The organism is Candidatus Frankia nodulisporulans (genome assembly GCF_902806475.1).
GTDB lineage: Bacteria > Actinomycetota > Actinomycetes > Frankiales > Frankiaceae > Frankia > Frankia umida.
On the sequence record NZ_CADCWS010000068.1, the window covers coordinates 1 to 18,093 of the forward strand.

An 18,093-nucleotide genomic window follows, 5' to 3' on the forward strand; every position below is an offset into this window, starting at 1 on the left:
CTGACCTTCCATCGTCACCAGTCTTCGGCCGGTCATCACTCGGCCGGTCACTGGTCGGCCGGTCACTGGTCGGCCGGTCACTGGTCGGCCGGTCACTGGTCGGCCGGTCACTGGTCGGCCATGGGTTAGTCGCCGGCCAGCCGGTCGGGCACTTGGCGTCCGTCAGGCACCTTCTCTCCGTCCAGCTCTCCGTCCAGGCTTCGGGCCGACCCGCAGCGCTCGGTCTTCAGCGTTCGGAGAGTGCCCTCTTGATTCCGGAGAGTGGCTGTTGGCCGATCCGCGACCGCGATGGCCGCCGCGGAGGCCGCCCTCATCGAGGATGCCGAGGGTTGTTCGGAGATCGAGGCCCCGCCTCACCGAACAACCCTCGGCGTGTGGCCTTACAACCCTCGGCATGAGGCGATGCAAGCCGCATGGCCGCCCGGATGTCGCCCGATCGTGACTACAAGCGTCCGACTAGTTGCCTATGGTCGCACCAGGCTGTCGGCGGGCGGGGCCGGGAGCACCAGCGGCAGCCGGGGAACACCCGCGACAGCCGAAAAGTTGAGTTCGGTGGGCTCAGTTCCAACGGGAGGCCTAGGCGCCCGACCCTGAGTCGAGTACACTCAATCTATCGAGACCTCCTAACGTAGCTTTGTACGTCAGTCCCGACATCAGTAGCGCCGTATCTCCGGGTGACCCTCGGTGAGGGCGGTCATTCGAGAGGTCCCATCCCCACGAGGTCGGCTCGCGCGCACCGGTGGGCGTCGCCGACATGGATCGAGAGGCACACAGACATGGCACGAGCGGTCGGCATCGACCTCGGCACCACGAACTCCGTCGTGAGCGTGCTTGAGGGCGGTGAACCCACGGTGATCGCCAACGCTGAGGGCTCCCGCACGACCCCGTCGGTCGTGGCCTTCGCGAAGAACGGCGAGGTCCTGGTCGGCGAGGTCGCCAAGCGTCAGGCGGTCACCAACGTCGAGCGCACCATCCGGTCGGTGAAGCGCCACATGGGCTCCGACTGGAAGATGAAGGTCGACACGAAGGAGCTGACCCCGCAGGAGATCAGCGCCTTCATCCTGCAGAAGCTCAAGCGTGACGCCGAGTCCTACCTGGGCGAGCCGGTGGCGGACGCGGTCATCACCGTCCCCGCCTACTTCGACGACGCGCAGCGTCAGGCGACCACCGAGGCCGGCACGATCGCGGGTCTGAACGTCCTGCGGATCGTCAACGAGCCGACCGCCGCGGCGCTCGCCTACGGGCTGGACAAGGGCGAGAAGGAACAGACCATTCTGGTCTTCGACCTTGGTGGTGGCACGTTCGACGTGTCGCTGCTGGAGATCGGTGACGGTGTGGTCGAGGTGAAGTCGACCTCCGGTGACACGAAGCTCGGTGGTGACGACTGGGACCAGCGGATCACCGATCACCTGATCAAGACGTTCAACGGTCAGCACGGGGTCGATCTCGGCAAGGACAAGATGGCGCTGCAGCGGCTGCGTGAGGCCGCGGAGAAGGCCAAGATCGAGCTTTCGCAGTCCAGCCAGACGACGATCAACCTGCCGTACATCACCGCGTCGGCCGATGGTCCGCTGCATCTGGACACGGCGCTGAGCCGCGCCGAGTTCCAGCGGCTGACCGCGGATCTGATCGACCGTTGCCGGCACCCGTTCCAGCAGGCGGTCAAGGACGCGGGGATCAAGGTCAGCGACATCGACCACGTCGTGCTCGTCGGTGGTTCCACCCGGATGCCCGCCGTCGTCGATCTGGTTCGTGACCTGACCGGTGGCAAGGAGCCCAACAAGGGCGTCAACCCGGACGAGGTCGTCGCCGTCGGCGCCTCGCTGCAGGCCGGTGTGCTCAAGGGCGAGGTCAAGGACGTTCTGCTCCTCGACGTCACCCCGCTGTCCCTCGGGATCGAGACGAAGGGGGGGATCATGACCAAGCTCATCGAGCGCAACACCACGATCCCCACCAAGCGTTCGGAGATCTTCACCACGGCGGAGGACAGCCAGCCGTCCGTGCAGATCCAGGTCTTCCAGGGCGAGCGCGAGATGGCCGCCTACAACAAGAAGCTCGGCATGTTCGAGCTGACCGGCCTGCCGCCGGCCCCGCGTGGTCTGCCGCAGATCGAGGTCACCTTCGACATCGACGCCAACGGCATCGTGCATGTGTCCGCCAAGGACCTCGGCACCGGCAAGGAGCAGTCGATGACGATCACCGGCGGCTCCGCCCTGCCGCGGGACGACATCGACCGGATGGTCCGGGACGCGGAGCAGTTCGCCGAGGAGGACCGTCAGCGTCGCGAGGAGGCCGACACCCGTAACAAGGCCGAGACGCTGGTCTACTCCACGGAGCGGTTCCTCGCGGAGAACGGCGACAAGCTCGACGCCACGCTGAAGGCGGATGTCGAGGAGAAGCTCGGCACCCTGCGCGGCGCCGTCGCGGGCACCGACTCGGCCGCCATCCGCACCGCCGCCGACGCGCTGGCCGCGGCCAGCCAGGCGATGGGTCAGGCCATGTACGAGCAGGCCGCTCAGGACGGCGCCGGCACCCCGGGCGCCGCCGGTGGGCCGGTGGACGACGACGTGCTGGACGCGGAGATCGTCGACGAGGACAAGGAGGGCGGGAAGTGACTTCCAGCCAGTCCGGCGACTGGTGGGGCTCCGGGCCGGATGAGGGCGACGAGCCTCGGGTGGTCGTCCGCGATCGGCGGCGGATCGACCCGGACAGCGGCGAGGTCCGCCCGGACAGCGGCACGGTGACCGGCGGTGGTCCCGGTGGCGGCCCTGGCGATGAGGGTGTCGGGTCCCACCCGGCGGTCGACCCGGCGGATGCCGAGCTGATCGAGTCGCTGCGGCTCCAGGCATCCGAGCGTACGGCCGATCTTCAGCGGCTCAAGGCCGAGTTCGACAACTACCGTCGTCGGGTCGAGCGGGACCGGCAGCAGATCGGCGAGCAGGCCACGGCCAAGGTGCTCACCAGCCTGCTGTCCACCCTCGACGACATCGGCCGCGCCCGCGACCACGGCGACCTCGAAGGCCCGTTCAAGGCCATCGCGGAGGCTCTGGAAACCGCGCTCGAAGCGGCCGGGCTCCAGCGGTTCGGCGCCGCGGGCGACGAGTTCGACCCGGCCGTGCATGAGGCGCTCATGCACTCCTACCGGTCTGATGTCAGCGGCCCCACCTGCGTCGATATCTTCCGCGCCGGTTATCTTCACGCGGGTCGGGTGCTGCGTCCGGCCCAGGTGGCCGTCGCGGAACCTTCCGGGGAACCGGCCGAGCCGGTGGCGCGAGCCAACGACGAGGTCACCGAACGGGCCACACCGGTACCGGATGACACCGGCACGGTTCCCGGCCCGGACAACGGCGGGCCCACCGTCAGCGCCGGCTGAGACCGGTGGGTGGGTGGTGGCCCGGGGAGCGTTCCCGGGCCACCACCGCGGCGTGCGAGCAGGGCAGGGCAGGGCACGGTGCGGTGCGGCCGGCCGGCCGGCCGAGCAGCGTCCGATCCGGGCTACGGGTCGGGCGGGCAGGCGCCGACCCGGCAACGGTCGGCCGGGGCGGGCGCCCGGCCGGGTGAGACGACCACGAAAGGAGGGGCGCCGTGAGTGTTCGCGACATGGTCGAGAAGGACTATTACGCCGCTCTCGGCGTTCCCAAGGACGCCACGGCGGCCGACATCAAGAAGGCGTACCGCAAGCTGGCTCGCGAGCTGCACCCCGACAAGAACCCGGGGGACGCCAAGGCGGAGGCCCGGTTCAAGGAGGTGTCCGAAGCCTATGACGTGCTCTCCGACGAGACACGTCGGCGCGAGTACGACGAGGCTCGGGCGCTGTTCGCGGCCGGCGGACGGCCCGGCTCGTTCGGCGGCGCCGGCGGCCGCCCCGGTGGCGGCTTCGGCCCGGCCGGCGGTTTCGGTGCCCCGGGCGGCGGAGCGAACCTCAACTTCGAGGATCTGCTCGGTAACGGCGGTGGTGGCCTCGGTGGCTTCTTCGACATGTTCCAGCGCTCGTCGCCGGGGCGCGGTCCGCGCCGTGGCACGGACATCGAGGCCGAGGTCACGATCTCGTTCGAGAAGTCGCTGACCGGTCTCGAGGCCTCGGTTCGGCTCCCCGGCGCCGCCACCTGCACCACCTGTGAGGGCAGCGGCGCCCGGCCGGGAACCTCCCCGCGGACCTGCTCGACCTGCCGCGGGCTCGGCGTGGTCTCCCGCGCCCAGGGCGGTTTCGCGCTGTCCGAGCCCTGCCGTGACTGCCTCGGCAAGGGCACCCTGATCGACCATCCCTGCCCGGACTGCCGGGGCACCGGTCGGCGGGAGCGTGAGCAGCGCATCCGCATCCCACCGGGGGTCAGCGACGGGCAGCGGCTGCGGGTGCGCGGGCGTGGCACGCCCGGCGAGCGTGGCGGACCGGGCGGTGACCTCGAGGTCACCGTGCACGTGCTGCGGCACCCGATCTTCGATCGGGAGGGCAGTAGCCTGATGGTCACGCTGCCGGTCACGATCACCGAGGCCACCCTGGGCGCGTCGGTGCGGGTACCGACCCTGGACGGCGCCCCGCTCACCGTGAAGGTTCCCGCCGGCACCTCCAGCGGACGGCGGTTGCGGGCCCGTGGCCGGGGTGTTCCCACCTCCGGTGGCGGTCATGGCGACCTGACCGTCACCCTTGAGGTGGTCGTGCCCAAGCCGTCGTCGCTGTCCGCCCGGGCCCGCACCGCGCTGCTCGAGTTCGCTCAGGCCCACCCCGAGGATCCACGGGCGGCGATGATGGAGCAGATGGAGGCTGGGGAATGACCGCACGTCCCAATCGCACATCCGACCCGCCCGGCGCCAGGTCCGTGCCGAAGGCGGCACCGACCTCGCACGCCACACCGAATCCGGCCCAGCTGCCGGTGACAGAAGGGCGACCGGAGGGCTATTTCCCCACCGGTCCGCTGCCCGGGCTGGCGCATGACGAGGACGCACCCGTCTACGTGATCTCGATCGCAGCGCAGCTCGCCGGCATGCATCCGCAGACGCTGCGGTCCTACGACCGGCTCGGGCTCGTCACCCCGGGGCGCACGCCCGGGCGCGGACGACGCTACTCGGCCCGGGATGTCGCGCTGCTGCGTGAGGTGCAGCGGCTGTCCCAGGAGGAAGGCGTCAACCTCGAGGGCATTCGGCAGATCCTGCGGCTGGGCGCCCAGGTGATGGCGCTGCAGGCCCAGGTTCGCCAGCTCGCCGACGAACTGGCCCACGCCCGCGCCGACGCGGAACGTCGGGTGGCCGAGGCGCACACGAGTCATCGACGCGACCTCGTCCCGATCGAGCGTGGGGCGGTGGTGATATGGCGGCCGCTGCCGCGGCGCTGACCACGTCCCATGGGGCTTCTCTCCCGCTGTCCGGCGGAGGAGAAGCCCCTTCGCCGTCTCCGGCCCGAGTGGCGACCGCAACCGGTCCGCGCGGCCCAGGCGGGGAGCCCGAGTTCCACATCAGGGTTGAGCAGGAACGACTCAGGTATAGTGAGCGTTGAACAGACCGACCTGCTTCTGTGACCTCCGCGATCCGCCACACCGGCAGACGCCGACGGTGAGCACCGAGGGTGAGCCTCCATGGTGGTCGTCGTCGGTGCAGGACGGGCGGTGAACGGTGAACGATGGATGGTGAACGATGAACGCTGAACGCCTCACCGCCCGCTCGCAGGAGGCCCTCTCCGCGGCGATCAGTCGAGCCACCGGCGACGGGTCCCCGCTCGTCGACCCCCTGCATCTGCTCACCGCGCTCCTCGAGACCGCGGATGGCGTCGGCGCCACGCTGCTGTCGTCCGTGGGTACCTCGGCCGAGGCCGTCCGCACCCGCGCGGAGGCCGCCCTCTCCCGGCTGCCCCGCGCGACCGGGATGAGCGTCTCCGTCCCCCAGTTGTCCCGCCAGCTCATCGCCGTGCTGACGGGCGCCGAGCGGCAGGCCGCCCGCCTCGGCGACGAGTACACCTCGGTCGAGCACCTGATGGTCGCCATCGCGGAGGAGGGCGGCGAGGCGGGGCGCATCCTGACCGGGGTCGGCGCCACGCCCGATGCGCTGGGGGCCGCGTTCGACCAGGTCCGCGGCGGCGCCCACCGGGTCACCAGCCGTGATCCGGAGGGGTCCTACCGGGCGCTGGAGAAGTACTCGATCGATCTCACCGAGCGTGCCCAGCGGGGCAAGCTCGACCCGGTGATCGGGCGGGACGCCGAGATCCGCCGGGTGATCCAGGTGCTGGCCCGGCGCACCAAGAACAACCCGGTGCTCATCGGCGAGCCCGGCGTCGGCAAGACCGCGATCGTCGAGGGCCTGGCGCTGCGCGTGGTCGCGGGCGACGTCCCCGAGTCGCTGCGCGGCCGGCGGATCGTCTCGCTCGACCTCGGTTCGATGGTCGCCGGCTCCAAGCTGCGGGGGGAGTTCGAGGAGCGGCTGACATCGGTGCTCAACGAGATCCGCGAGGCCGAGGGCCAGGTCATCACCTTCATCGACGAACTGCACACCGTCGTCGGCGCCGGCGCGGCCGAGGGCGCGATGGATGCCGGCAACATGCTCAAGCCGATGCTGGCCCGCGGCGAGCTCCGCATGATCGGCGCTACCACCCTCGAGGAGTACCGCACCCGCGTCGAGAAGGATCCGGCGCTGGAGCGCCGCTTCCAGCCGGTGCTGGTCGTCGAGCCCACGGTGGAGGACTCGATCGGCATCCTGCGTGGCCTCAAGGAGCGCTACGAGGTGCACCACGGCGTGCGGATCACCGATGCCGCCCTGGTCGCCGCGGCCACCCTGTCCGACCGGTACGTCACCGCGCGGTTCCTGCCGGACAAGGCCATCGACCTGATGGACGAGGCCGCCTCCCGGCTACGGATGGAGATCGACAGCCGTCCGGTGGCGATCGACGAGCTCGAGCGGGCGGTGCGCCGCCTGGAGATCGAGGACATGGCGCTGTCGAAGGAGAGCGACGACGCCTCCCGGGAGCGCCGCGAGCGCCTGCAGCGGGAACTGGCCGACCGGCGGGAGGAACTGTCCGGCCTGACCGCGCGGTGGCACCGCGAGAAGGACTCGATCTCCGAGGTCCAGAAGATCAAGGAGGAGCTCGAGAACGCCCGGCGGGCCGCCGAGCTCGCGGAGCGTGATCTCGATCTGGCCAGGGCCGGTGAGCTGCGGTACGGCACGATCCCCGCGCTCGAGCGGCGCCTGACCGAGGCCACCGACGCCGTGACCGCGGCCGGCTCGTCCGGTGGCGCCATGCTCGGCGGCGAGGTCGGCCCCGACGATGTCGCCGAGGTCGTCGCCGCGTGGACGGGTATCCCCGCCGGGCGGCTGCTCGAAGGCGAGACGGCGAAGCTGCTGCGGATGGAATCCGAGCTGCACGCCCGGGTGATCGGGCAGGAGGAGGCCGTGCGGGCGGTGTCGGACGCGGTTCGGCGGGCCCGGGCCGGCATCGCCGACCCCGACCGTCCGACCGGGTCGTTCCTGTTCCTCGGGCCCACCGGCGTCGGCAAGACCGAGCTCGCCAAGGCGCTGGCCGACTTCCTGTTCGATGACGAACGGGCGGTCGTGCGCATCGACATGAGCGAGTACGCCGAGAAGCACTCGGTGGCCCGTCTGATCGGCGCGCCCCCCGGTTACATCGGCTTCGAGTCCGGCGGCCAGCTCACCGAGGCGATCCGGCGCCGGCCGTACAGCGTGATCCTGCTCGACGAGGTGGAGAAGGCCCACCCCGACGTGTTCGACATCCTGTTGCAGGTCCTCGACGACGGCCGGCTGACCGACGGGCAGGGGCGCACCGTCGACTTCCGCAACACCATCCTCGTCCTCACCTCCAACCTGGGCTCCCAGTTCATCGCCGATCCCACCCTGAGCCCGCAGGTGCGACGCGAGTCGGTGATGGTCGCGGTGCGGGAGGCGTTCAAGCCGGAGTTCCTCAACCGGCTCGACGACGTCCTCGTCTTCGAGCAGCTGGGCCGGGACGACCTGACCCGCATCGTCGATCTGCAGCTCGACCGGCTGCGGGACCGGCTGCGGGACCGGCGGATCACCCTGACCGTCCACCCGGCGGCCAAGGCCTGGCTCTCCGACGTCGGTTACGACCCGGTGTTCGGCGCCCGGCCGTTGCGCCGGCTGGTGCAGACCGCCATCGGCGACCAGCTGGCCCGCCAGCTGCTCGCCGGGGAGATCCGCGACGGCGACGAGACCGTGGTGGACGCGATACCCGGCGGCGCCGCGCTGACCGTCACCGCCGCGCCCGCGTCGGCGGCCAGCACCGGAAAGACCCTGTAGCGGCGGACGTAGCCGACCAAACAAAAAAGGTTGCAACAGGTTAATCAGTGAGTCGCATAGGGTCGGCGCATGGCGGGCAGATCGAACATCGTCGTTTCGGCGGCCGTGCGCCAGGCCCTGGCGGCCGGGGAACCGGTGGTGGCCCTGGAGTCGACCCTGATCGCGCACGGGCTGCCGCGGCCCCGCAACCGGGAGGTCGCCACCCAGCTCGAAGCGCAGCTGCGCGAGCAGGGGGTGACCCCGGCGACCGTCGCGGTCATCGACGGCGTGCCCCGGGTTGGGCTGGACAACCCGGATCTCCTGCGGATCGCCGACGACCCGCACGTCGTCAAGCTGTCCGTGCGTGACCTGCCGATCGCCCGCGCCACCGGCCGGACCGGCGCGACGACCGTCGCGGCCACCTCGCTGCTCGCCGCCCGGGTCGGCGTGCGGGTGTTCGCCACCGGCGGGCTCGGCGGCGTGCACCGCGGCGCCGGCGACAGCTACGACGAGTCCGCCGACCTGGTCACGTTGGCCACCACGCCGATCACGGTGGTGTGCGCGGGGGTGAAGTCGATTCTCGACGTCGGCGCCACCCTCGAACGCCTCGAGACCCTCGGGGTCACCGTCGTCGGCTACCGCACGTCGACGTTTCCCGGCTTCTACCTGCCACACACCTCCTACGACCTGGACTGGCGGGTCAGTGAGCCGGCGCAGGTCGCCGCCGCCATGAGCGCGGCCGACGACCTGGGGCTGCGCAACGCGATCGTGGTCGCCGCGCCGTTGCCGGTGGAACTGGCCCTCGACCCCGGGCTGCACGACCGGGTGCTCGCCGACGCGCTGGCCTGGGCGTCCGAACGCGGCATCCGCGGCAAGTCGGTCACTCCCTTCCTGCTGGAGACGTTCCATCGCGAGACCGGCGGGGCGAGCCTCGAGGTCAACATCAACGCGGTGCGTAACAACGTCGCGGTCGCCGCCGACGTCGCCCGCGCCTGGGCGGCGACGGGCTGAACCAGCGCCCCAGGCACGGACCTGCGACGCTTTCACCCGACGCCGTAACGGTGAGTGAGCGAGCAGGGAGGTGACCGACCGTGTCGTGGATTCTCGGCCGTCGGTCGGCCTGGTTCGTCATCGCCTTCTGGATCGTCGTCGCGGCGGCGCTGAGCCCGCTGGCCTTCCACCTCCCGCAGGCGGAGAAGAACGACGCCGCCGCCTTCCTGCCGGCCGAGGCCGAGTCCACCCGGCTGCTCGCGGCACAACGCGAGTTCCCCGGCGGCGACGCCGTACCGACCGTCGTCGTGATGACCAGACCCAGCGGTCTGACCGCCCGGGACCGGACGGCGGCCACCGCGATCACCACGGCGCTCAGGCCCTTCGCGTCCGGGCGGATTCTGGGGCCGGTGCTCTCGCCCAACGGCCGGACGCTGGTGTTCACCGTGCCCCTGGCCCAGTCCGACGACGTGGCCCGGTTCACCGACGAGGTGCGCCAGATGCGCCGGATCACCGCCGGGCTCGCACCCCCGGGCACCCAGATCGCCGTGACCGGACCGGCCGGCCTGGTCGCCGACACCTACCACCTGTTCAGCACGATCGAGTCCCGGCTGCTGCTGGTCACCGCCGGGATCGTCGCCGTGATCCTGCTGGTGGTGTACCGAAGTCCGCTGTTGTGGCTGGTGCCGCTGGCGTCCGTGGGCATCGCCGACCAAGCCGCCGCCGGCATCATCGACCTGCTCGCCCGGCACTCCGGGCTCACCGTGAACGGGCAGAGTTCCGGCATCCTGCGAGTGCTCGTCTTCGGCGCGGGCACCGACTACGCCCTGCTGCTCATCGCCCGCTACCGGGAGGAACTGACCCGGCATCGTGATCCGCGCCAGGCGATGCGCCAGGCGATGCGCCAGGCGGGCCCCGCGATCGTCGCCTCCGCCGGCACCGTCGTCATCGGCATGCTCTGCCTGCTGGTCGGGGAGCTCGCCTCCGACCGGGGGCTCGGCCCGGTCGGCGCGATCGGTATCTCCACTGCCCTGGTCACGATGACCACCCTGCTGCCGGCCGCACTGGTGCTGTGCGGACGGCGGCTGTTCTGGCCGCGGATTCCCCACTTCGGTGAACACCCGCCGGTCACCGAGGCGGCCCGCCACGGCGCGGCCGCCCGGTCGGCGCACGCCGCCGCGCTCGCCGCCCCGACCGTCCCCGGCCATGAGGATCTGACCGAGTTCGACCTCGCCGAGGAGCCGGGACGCTGGGTCCGCGTCGGCACGGCGATCGACCGCCGGCCACGCACGGTCTGGGTGATCACATCGCTGCTGCTGGGCGGGCTCACCCTCGGGCTGTTCGCGATGGACACCTCGTTGCGCGGCGACCAGGGGTTCCGCCGCGACGTCGAGTCGGTGCGCGGCGTGGACCTGGTGGCCGCCGACTTCCCGCCGGGCGTCGCGGCGCCGACCTATGTGATCGCGAACACGTCGGCGGCGGCGGCCGTCGAGGCGACCGTGCGCGCGGCACCCGGGGTGGCCGCGGTGGCCGAGACCGGACGGGCCGGCCACCAGGTGCAGTTCCTGGTGGTCCTGCGGGAGCGGCCGGACAGCGCCGCGTCCTTCGCGGCGGTGCGTGACCTGCGGCGGCGGGTGCACCGCGTCCCGGACGCGGCGGCGATGGTCGGCGGCAACACGGCGGTGAACCTCGACGTGCGCCGGGCCGCCGTCCGGGATCGCACCGTGGTCATCCCGCTGGTCCTCGCGGTCGTGTTCGCCGTTCTGATCTTCCTGCTCCGGGCGATCATCGCGCCGCTGCTGCTGATGGTGACCGTCGTGCTGTCGTATCTGGCCGCGCTCGGGGCCAGCGCCGTCGCCTACCGCTGGCTGTTCGGGTTTCCCGGCGCCGACCCGTCACTGCCACTGTTCGCGTTCATCTTCCTGGTGGCCCTCGGCGTCGACTACAACATCTTCCTGATGACAAGGGTCCGGGAGGAGGCGCAGCGGATCGGTGCCCGGCCCGGTGTGCTGCACGCGCTCGCCGTCACCGGCGGGGTGATCACCTCCGCCGGCATCGTGCTCGCCGCGACCTTCTCGGCACTGATCATCTTTCCGCTGGTCCAGCTGGCCGAGATCGGCTTCGTCGTCGCCTTCGGCGTCCTGCTGGACACCCTGGTCGTGCGATCGGTGCTGGTCCCGGCGCTGAGTCTGGACATCGGTCGGCGCATCTGGTGGCCGGGGCGGCTCGCCCGTCCGGATCAGGCGGCCCCGGTCGAACCGGTCCGGTCACCCCACTGGCCGAAATCGAGGCAGACGTAATCAGCGGGCGACCTAAGGTTGCCCCATGGCCGAAGCGCTCATTCCGGACCCGGCGTCCTGGCAGGTCCTGCCGCCGCAGCTACGCCGGATGCGGCGAACCCTGCTGCTGGGCGTGACCGTGCCGGCCGTCATGCTCACACTGCTGATCACAGTGACGGTGGACGGCTGGCCGTGGCCGCTGCTGACCGGCGTCCCGATCGCCGTGGCCGGCTGGGCCTGGTTCGCGATCGAGCGGGTCTGGCGCGCCTGGCGCTACGCCGAGCGGGAGGACGATCTCCTGATCAGTCGGGGCATCCTCATCCAGCGCCTGGTGGTCGTCCCCTACGGCCGGATGCAACTGGTGGACGTCAGCGCCGGACCGCTCGCCCGCCGGTTCGGCATCGCCAAGGTGCAGCTGCACACCGCCGCCGCGACCAGCGACGCCGTCATCCCCGGCCTGCGCCCCGCCGAGGCCGCCCGGCTGCGCGACGCCCTCACCGAACGCGGCGAGGCCAGATCGGCCGGGCTTTGACCACCTCCTGGGAGGCCACCGAACCAACCGTGGCGGACCCGCCGAAACCACCGGAGCCGCCGGACCCCCCGCAGCGGTCGGAGTCGCCGGACCCACCTGAGTCGTCGGAGTCGGGCGATGACGGGTACCGACGGCTGCATCCGCTGACGCCGTTCCTGCGCGGCTGGGTGATCGTCGCCGCCTTCGCGGCGACGATCGGGCGAACCTTCGCCGAGGAGGTGACCGCCCGAGCGATCGGCCTCACGATGCTCTTCCTGGTGCCGGCGGCCGGCATCTACGGGTACTGCGTCTGGCGGTTCACCCGCTACCGGCTCGACGGCGACGGGCTGCGCCTGGACACCGGCCTGCTCGTGCGACGAACCCGCTATGTCCGCCTCGACCGGTTGCAGGCCGTCGACCTCGTCCAGCCGTTGCTCGCCCGGCTGGTCGGGCTCGCCGTCGTGCGACTCGACCTCGCCGGCCACGAACGCCGGGACCGGGCCGACTCCGACGGCGGCAGCGCCACCTCCGACCTGCGTTACCTCTCGCTCGGCCACGCCCAGCGGCTGCGTGGCCAGCTGTTGACCGGCTCCGCGCGCCCCGCGGCGGCGAGCCCGACGGCCCCGGACCCCTTCGGCCCTTCGGACGGGTCCGACCCGCCGGACAGGTCGGACAGGTCGGACGGGTCGGCGACGCTCGCCGAGGTGCCGCCGACCCGGCTGGCCGCGGCGATCGCGCTGTCCCCGGCGCCGTGGGTGGCGGTGTTCGGCGTCGCGGCCATCGCCGTCCCGTCCCTGCTGACCGGGACCCGCACCGGTGTGCTCGGCGCGATCCCGATCCTCGGCTGGCTGTGGCATCGCACCGTCCGGGTGTTCGCCGTCGGCTATCCGTACACGGTGTCCACCTCGGCGGACGGGCTGCGCCTGGACAGCGGCCTGATCGAACGGGCCCATGCGACCGTGCCACCGGGGCGGGTCCAGGCGCTGCGGATCACGGCGCCGCTGCTGTGGCGACCGTTCGGCTGGGTGACCCTGCGGATGAACGTCGCCGGCAGCGGCCCGACCGTCCTGCTGCCGGTGGCCCGCCACGACGAGGCGATGGCGCTCGTCGGCGCGCTGCTGCCCGGGGTGGACGTCGCCGCGGTGGCGCTCACCCGCGGACCGCGCCGGGCACTGCTGCTCGCGCCGGCGCACTGGTGGGTGCTCGCCTGCGGCGCCGATGACCGGATCTTCGTCGCCCGGCACGGACTGCTCCGGCGCCACACCGACATCATCACGCACGGCAAGGTGCAGAGCATCCGGCTGATCGCGAACCCGCTGGCCCGGCTCCTGCGGCTGGCCGACGTCCATTTCGACACCATCGACGGCCCCGTCCGGGTACGCAGCGGCCACCGCGACCGCCAGGCTGCGACCGCCCTGGTCTACGCCCAGGCGGAACTGTCCCGCCTGGGCCGACGACCCGATCACCCCGACCACTGATCGCTGATCGCTGATCGCTGATCGCTGATCGCGGCCCAGCCGGCCGCTGGGCCGCCGGGGCTCAGCCGAAGGTCGGGAACTCCGGGCCGAACACCGCGCCCCACAGGGCCACGGCCTCCCCGTGGTCACCGGCCTGTTCGGCGGCCAGCGCCTTCGCCGAGTAGAGCCGGGCGAAGCGGACGTTCTCCCCGAGCACGTCAAGATCCTCGGAGCGGACGTAGCTGGACAGATCGCCACCGACATCGGCCGGGTCTGCGACGCGCAGACCCACCTCGTCCATGTACCGGAAGACCTCGGCCAGGCCCTGGCGGGTGTTCAGACCACGCCCACCGAGCACCTGCCCGGCGAGCGCCTCGAGGTGGAACGAGCGCAGGTGACTGCCGCACACCCGGTTCCAGGCCTTGAGCAGCCGCACCGCCGAGATCACCCGGGGACCGAGATCCGCCGTCCAGCCCAGGTGTCGCTCGGGTCGGGTCGGCAACCAGCCGCCGACCCGGTCGGGCATGACGTAACCGGCCCGCGGATGGTCGAAGGCGGGCACGAGATGCACATCCGGCGGGGCGTCGTAGACGATGCGCAGGGCCTGGCCGCGACTGCCGATGGTCTGGATGCGCTCGCCGCCGATCGCGTTGCGCACGCACAGGACAAGGTCGCGCGAGTCCCAGCGGAACCGCTTCCACGCGCTGTTGGCGGCGGAGAAGACCGCGAAGATGTCGACCTCGTCCAGCGGGCGGATCATCGTGTCGCGACCGGCGGAGCCGATCGTGGCCACGCCGACCAGCGGCAGCGCGCACCGCGGCGGGAAGATCGCCCGCAGTGCCCGCTCGGCCTCGTCACGGCGAGCGGCGATCACCGCCTTCTCCTCGGCGCTGAGCCGAATCATGTCGTCGAGTTTGGCGAACGCACGCGCGGTCGTCCCGACCAGCAACGGCCCGGTCATCGCCCCCGAGGGCGGACCAAGCGGCATCGCATCGGGCTGCCCGGACGCACCGTCCTCGGACGGGAACAGCGCGTTGGGCTCGCCGGGCGTGGAGGCGGGTGACCGCCGCCAGTGCGACGGAATGACCAGATGGTCATAGGTGACCTCACCGGGCCGGGCTCCGGCCGGTGTTCCCCGAGGGGTGTCCACGCTCATGCTGCTGACCTCCCAGGCGCAGGTGGCGCCAAAACGTTCGGGCTCCCCTCCCCGGACGCGCGGCGGACCTCCCACAGCCCGCCCCGGTCGCCCCGCCCTGCCCTCGGCCCGCCGGCCTTGGTCGCGACATCTCTTTACATGGTGCCCCAGGGCGTCACGGTCTGAACAGGGGGCTGTCGGCGTGGCGTGTTCCACCGCTCGTCCAGTGACGAGAAAACTACGAGAAGGTCGCGGCCAGATCCCGGTCAACAGGACATCATCGACGCAACAGACACACAACGATGTTCGTCCGTGTTAGGGCCCCTGGCCAGGGGCCCTCGGGACGCTCACGGGACAGCCCCCGGTTGGCACCAATGGGCCCGACGACGTGGACCGCGCGGTAGTCCACTGGTGGCATGCGCGCAGGCCGGGGGTCGGTCTCAGCCGGCCGGCGGCCGTAGCCAGACCCGCCACCATCCGGCCACCAGAACGGGGGTCGGCACGAACGAGGTCGCCTGCCCGAGGCGCTTGCCGACGGCGTCACCGCGCCGGATCCGCGTCTCCACGAGCACACCGCGGTACTCCAGCCAGCCCGCGGCCGCCCGCACCGCCTCGGTGGCATAGCCCTCCCGGCGGCAACCGAACGCGATCGACACCCCGACCACCGCCCGCCGGCCCTGGGTGTCGGCCACCAGCAGGCCGACCGCCGCGGGCTCCGATCGCCGCCGCAGCACCCAGGTCAGCACGGACCGACCGGCCCCGGCCCGGCGACGCAGCTCACGACGCAGTGACCCGGCCGGGTCACGCGGGTCCGACCGGTCGGCATACGGATCGGTGCCGACCAGACCCCCGTCCGGCCCCACCCCCGGCTGCCGGGGACCACCCGAACCGACCACGACCGAGGTGAACGACAACGCCGACGCCAGTTCCTCCGCGACATAGCCCGCGTTCCACACGGTCAGGGGCAGCGCCAGCAGCCGGGATGTGGTGAGTGTCGGCCCCTCACCCACGACGGGACGGCTCCCGCACGCCGAGCAGCCCCCGCTCCCGCAGCCAGTCCTGGGTGCGGGCCATCCCCTCGACCAGCGGCACCCTCGGTGCCCAGCCGGTCAGCTCGCCTACCCGGCTGGACGAGAAGCCGCGCTCGCGGGTGAGCTCCCGGACACCGAGCGGCCCGACGTCCACCCGAGCCCGTGGATCGACCCCGGCGCCGAGCCGGGCACCGACCCCACGCACCAGCGCCCGCGGTCCACCCGCCCCGGTCCCGGCACTGGACCCGGCCGTCGTCGTGGTCGTGCCACGACCCCGACGCCCCTCGGCGAGTGCGCGCAGCCGCTCCCAGCCGTCGAGCGCCCCGACGATGCCCGCGGGCACCGAGCGGGGCGCCGCCACGCCCAGCATGTCGGCGTAGTAACCGAAGAAGTCCGCGGCCGGTACCGACTCGCCCCCGGTGACCTGGAGCACCTCGCCGGCCACCACGGCTCGCGGGGCCGCGACCACCGCCGCGACCGCGTCGACGACATCGTCGACGTGCACCGGGCTGAGGATGCCGCGGCCACCATCGACCACCACGAACCGCCCGGCGCGCAGCAGCAGCACCGGCCGCAGCGTCCAACGCCCCGCCCGGGCCCCGTAGGCGTCACCGACGCGCACGACGGTCGCGCCCAGCCCGTGCGCGGCCGCCGAGGCCACCGCCTGCTCCGCCGCGGCCAGCGCGTCCGCCCGGGCATCCCCGGTGAGCCCGACCGGCGCCGACTCGTCGAGCAGCCCGCCGGGCCCGGCCAGGCCCTCGGCCCATACCTGCGGCGAACCGGGGGCGGACATGGTCTTCTCCGGTGTGGACGCTCGCTGGGTGGCGGCGATGTTGACCACGTCCACGCAGGAAAGATGAACGAACCGGTCGACGCCCGCGCGGCCGGCGGCGTCGAGCAGGTTCGCCGTGCCGGCAAGGGTCACCCGCCGGATCTCACCGGCGGCCACCCGCACCGGCGCGCCGGCCCGCCCCGGCCGGACGGTCAGTTCCGCCACGCCACCCAGGCCGACGGCAGCCGCCTGGACGACGAGATCGGCACCGTCCAGCGCCCGCTCCCAGTCCCCCGGACGGGTGATGTCGGCCGTCGTGATGCCCGGTGCCCGGCGGATGTCCAGCGCCACCACCTCGGTGCCCGCCTGGCGCAGCGCATGTGTGATCGCCCCACCGAGAAAACCGGCCGCGCCGGTGACCACCGCGCGAACCACGGCCCCTCCTCCTGCCCGGGGCACCCGCGCCGGGCCACCCGTGTGACGGCGTGCTGTCGTTGCCGCCGCCGTCCGGGCGTCGGAAAGGTGGCCCGACTGCCCTCGGCGACGACGTTTCGACCCTACGGGATCGTCCGGCCACACCGTATCCAGGCCAGTGGCGCCGGTCCGCCGACGTCGGGAGATCTCAGCGCGGGGGCGCGATGAAGTCCTGGGTCCAGCAGGCCCCGGAGGACCCACCCCCGGCAAAGCCGACGCCGATCCGCCGCAGCGAGCAGTTGAGGATGTTCGCCCGGTGTCCGGGGCTGGCCATCCAGGCTCGCACGACCGCGTCGGGTGTCGGCTGACCCGCGGCGATGTTCTCCGCGGCGATCACGTAGGCGATGCCGGCCGCGGAGATCCGCTGGAACGGCGTGGCACCGTTACCGCTGTTGTGCGCGAGGTAGTTCGCCGTCGCCATGTCGACGCTGTGTGCCTGCGCGACCAGGGCCAGGGCCGGATCGGCGACCAGTGCGGGGCAACCCACCAGGGCGCGCTGCTGGTTGGTGAGGATAACCACGGTGTTGAGGATGTTCGCGAGCGCCGTCGCCTGGGCGTTCGCCGACCCCACGGCGGCGGCCGAAGCCGCGGGCGACGCGGTCGCGGCCGGCGACGACCCCGGTGTCACACCACCCGCCTGGACGGCGGTGGGGGTCGGCACCGCGACGATCACCGACGGCGGCTTCACCGCCGGTAGGCCCGGCTCACCGGCGGAGCTCGCCGGCACCGTGGTCTCACTACCCAAAGTAACGGCCAGGGGTCGTGGGCGCGCGGACGCGGTCGACTCGGGCACATCCGCGTGTGGGCTGCCCGGCGTCGCCGCCGGCGAGGACCGCGCCCCGCTCGGCGTGGCGACACCCCCGATGGACGCCGGCACGTCGGCCGCGCCCACCGCGGCGCCAGTAGTAGAGGTAGTGGAGGTGGCCTGGACGGCGGGGTCCGTCGCACGGGCGCCCAGCGCCCCGGATGCCCCGGAGCCGGGCGCCGGCGAACAGGCGGTCAACCCCGCGGCCAGGGCCGCCGTGACGAGCGGGGCCAGCAGGCCCGCCCTCCGACGAGCGACCGGACGGCGGCCCACCGGACGACGGTCCACCGGAGGACAGCTGGCAGGAAGAGACCGGCAGCCCGCGGGCGAGCGCCGGGAACGAGAACGTGGCATCGAATCCTTCGCCTGGTCGGCCCCCCGACCCACGTCACCGGATCGATCGC

General features: G+C 72.3%; 13 protein-coding genes. 9 read left to right on the top strand and 4 right to left on the bottom strand.

The window, feature by feature from the left end:
• The first annotated feature begins 776 nt into the window (after window positions 1–776).
• From dnaK to G6R24_RS09145, 9 genes are all read left to right on the top strand, one after another.
• Window positions 777–2,615, top strand: coding sequence for a molecular chaperone DnaK (gene dnaK / locus G6R24_RS09105; RefSeq protein WP_163548772.1), 1,839 nt, complete (start codon window positions 777–779; stop codon window positions 2,613–2,615).
• Window positions 2,612–3,373 (top strand): nucleotide exchange factor GrpE, encoded by a 762-nt coding sequence (grpE, locus tag G6R24_RS09110; RefSeq protein WP_163548774.1) that lies wholly within the window; start codon window positions 2,612–2,614, stop codon window positions 3,371–3,373. The genes dnaK and grpE overlap by 4 nt, the downstream gene beginning before the upstream one ends.
• A gap of 212 nt (window positions 3,374–3,585) precedes the next feature.
• Window positions 3,586–4,773: a molecular chaperone DnaJ gene (gene dnaJ, locus G6R24_RS09115; protein WP_163548776.1), complete on the top strand. Its 1,188-nt coding sequence runs from the start codon at window positions 3,586–3,588 to the stop codon at window positions 4,771–4,773.
• Window positions 4,770–5,330, top strand: a complete 561-nt coding sequence (locus G6R24_RS09120; RefSeq protein WP_163548778.1) for a heat shock protein transcriptional repressor HspR — start codon at window positions 4,770–4,772, stop codon at window positions 5,328–5,330. The genes dnaJ and G6R24_RS09120 overlap by 4 nt, the downstream gene beginning before the upstream one ends.
• Before the next feature lie 298 nt (window positions 5,331–5,628).
• Entirely contained in the window at window positions 5,629–8,256 is a 2,628-nt protein-coding gene (gene clpB / locus G6R24_RS09125; protein ID WP_163548780.1) for an ATP-dependent chaperone ClpB, read from the top strand.
• Window positions 8,257–8,325: 69 nt separating this feature from the next.
• Window positions 8,326–9,246 carry a pseudouridine-5'-phosphate glycosidase gene (locus tag G6R24_RS09130; protein WP_163548782.1) on the top strand — a complete coding sequence of 307 codons (921 nt, stop codon included), beginning with the start codon at window positions 8,326–8,328 and terminating at the stop codon, window positions 9,244–9,246.
• An 80-nt stretch (window positions 9,247–9,326) separates the two neighbouring features.
• A complete protein-coding gene (locus G6R24_RS09135; protein WP_163548784.1) occupies window positions 9,327–11,525 on the top strand; it encodes an MMPL family transporter in 2,199 nt (732 codons plus the stop codon).
• Between the two features lie 25 nt (window positions 11,526–11,550).
• On the top strand, window positions 11,551–12,036 hold the full coding sequence (locus tag G6R24_RS09140; protein ID WP_163548794.1) for a PH domain-containing protein: 486 nt from the start codon (window positions 11,551–11,553) through the stop codon (window positions 12,034–12,036).
• Window positions 12,033–13,493, top strand: a complete 1,461-nt coding sequence (locus G6R24_RS09145) for a PH domain-containing protein (protein WP_225438305.1) — start codon at window positions 12,033–12,035, stop codon at window positions 13,491–13,493. The genes G6R24_RS09140 and G6R24_RS09145 overlap by 4 nt, the downstream gene beginning before the upstream one ends.
• 61 nt (window positions 13,494–13,554) lie before the next feature.
• On the opposite strand, the gene G6R24_RS09150 is transcribed toward G6R24_RS09145, so the two are convergent.
• The 4 genes from G6R24_RS09150 to G6R24_RS09165 form a co-directional block, all read right to left on the bottom strand.
• Window positions 13,555–14,628, bottom strand: a complete 1,074-nt coding sequence (locus tag G6R24_RS09150; RefSeq protein ID WP_163548806.1) for a nucleotidyltransferase domain-containing protein — start codon at window positions 14,626–14,628, stop codon at window positions 13,555–13,557.
• A 419-nt stretch (window positions 14,629–15,047) separates the two neighbouring features.
• Entirely contained in the window at window positions 15,048–15,617 is a 570-nt protein-coding gene (locus tag G6R24_RS09155; protein ID WP_163548808.1) for a GNAT family N-acetyltransferase, read from the bottom strand.
• Window positions 15,610–16,845, bottom strand: coding sequence for an NAD-dependent epimerase/dehydratase family protein (locus G6R24_RS09160; RefSeq protein ID WP_163548810.1), 1,236 nt, complete (start codon window positions 16,843–16,845; stop codon window positions 15,610–15,612). Before G6R24_RS09160 ends, G6R24_RS09155 begins: the two co-directional genes overlap by 8 nt.
• A gap of 187 nt (window positions 16,846–17,032) precedes the next feature.
• Window positions 17,033–17,962 carry a CAP domain-containing protein gene (locus G6R24_RS09165; RefSeq protein ID WP_163548811.1) on the bottom strand — a complete coding sequence of 310 codons (930 nt, stop codon included), beginning with the start codon at window positions 17,960–17,962 and terminating at the stop codon, window positions 17,033–17,035.
• Window positions 17,963–18,093 lie beyond the last annotated feature (131 nt).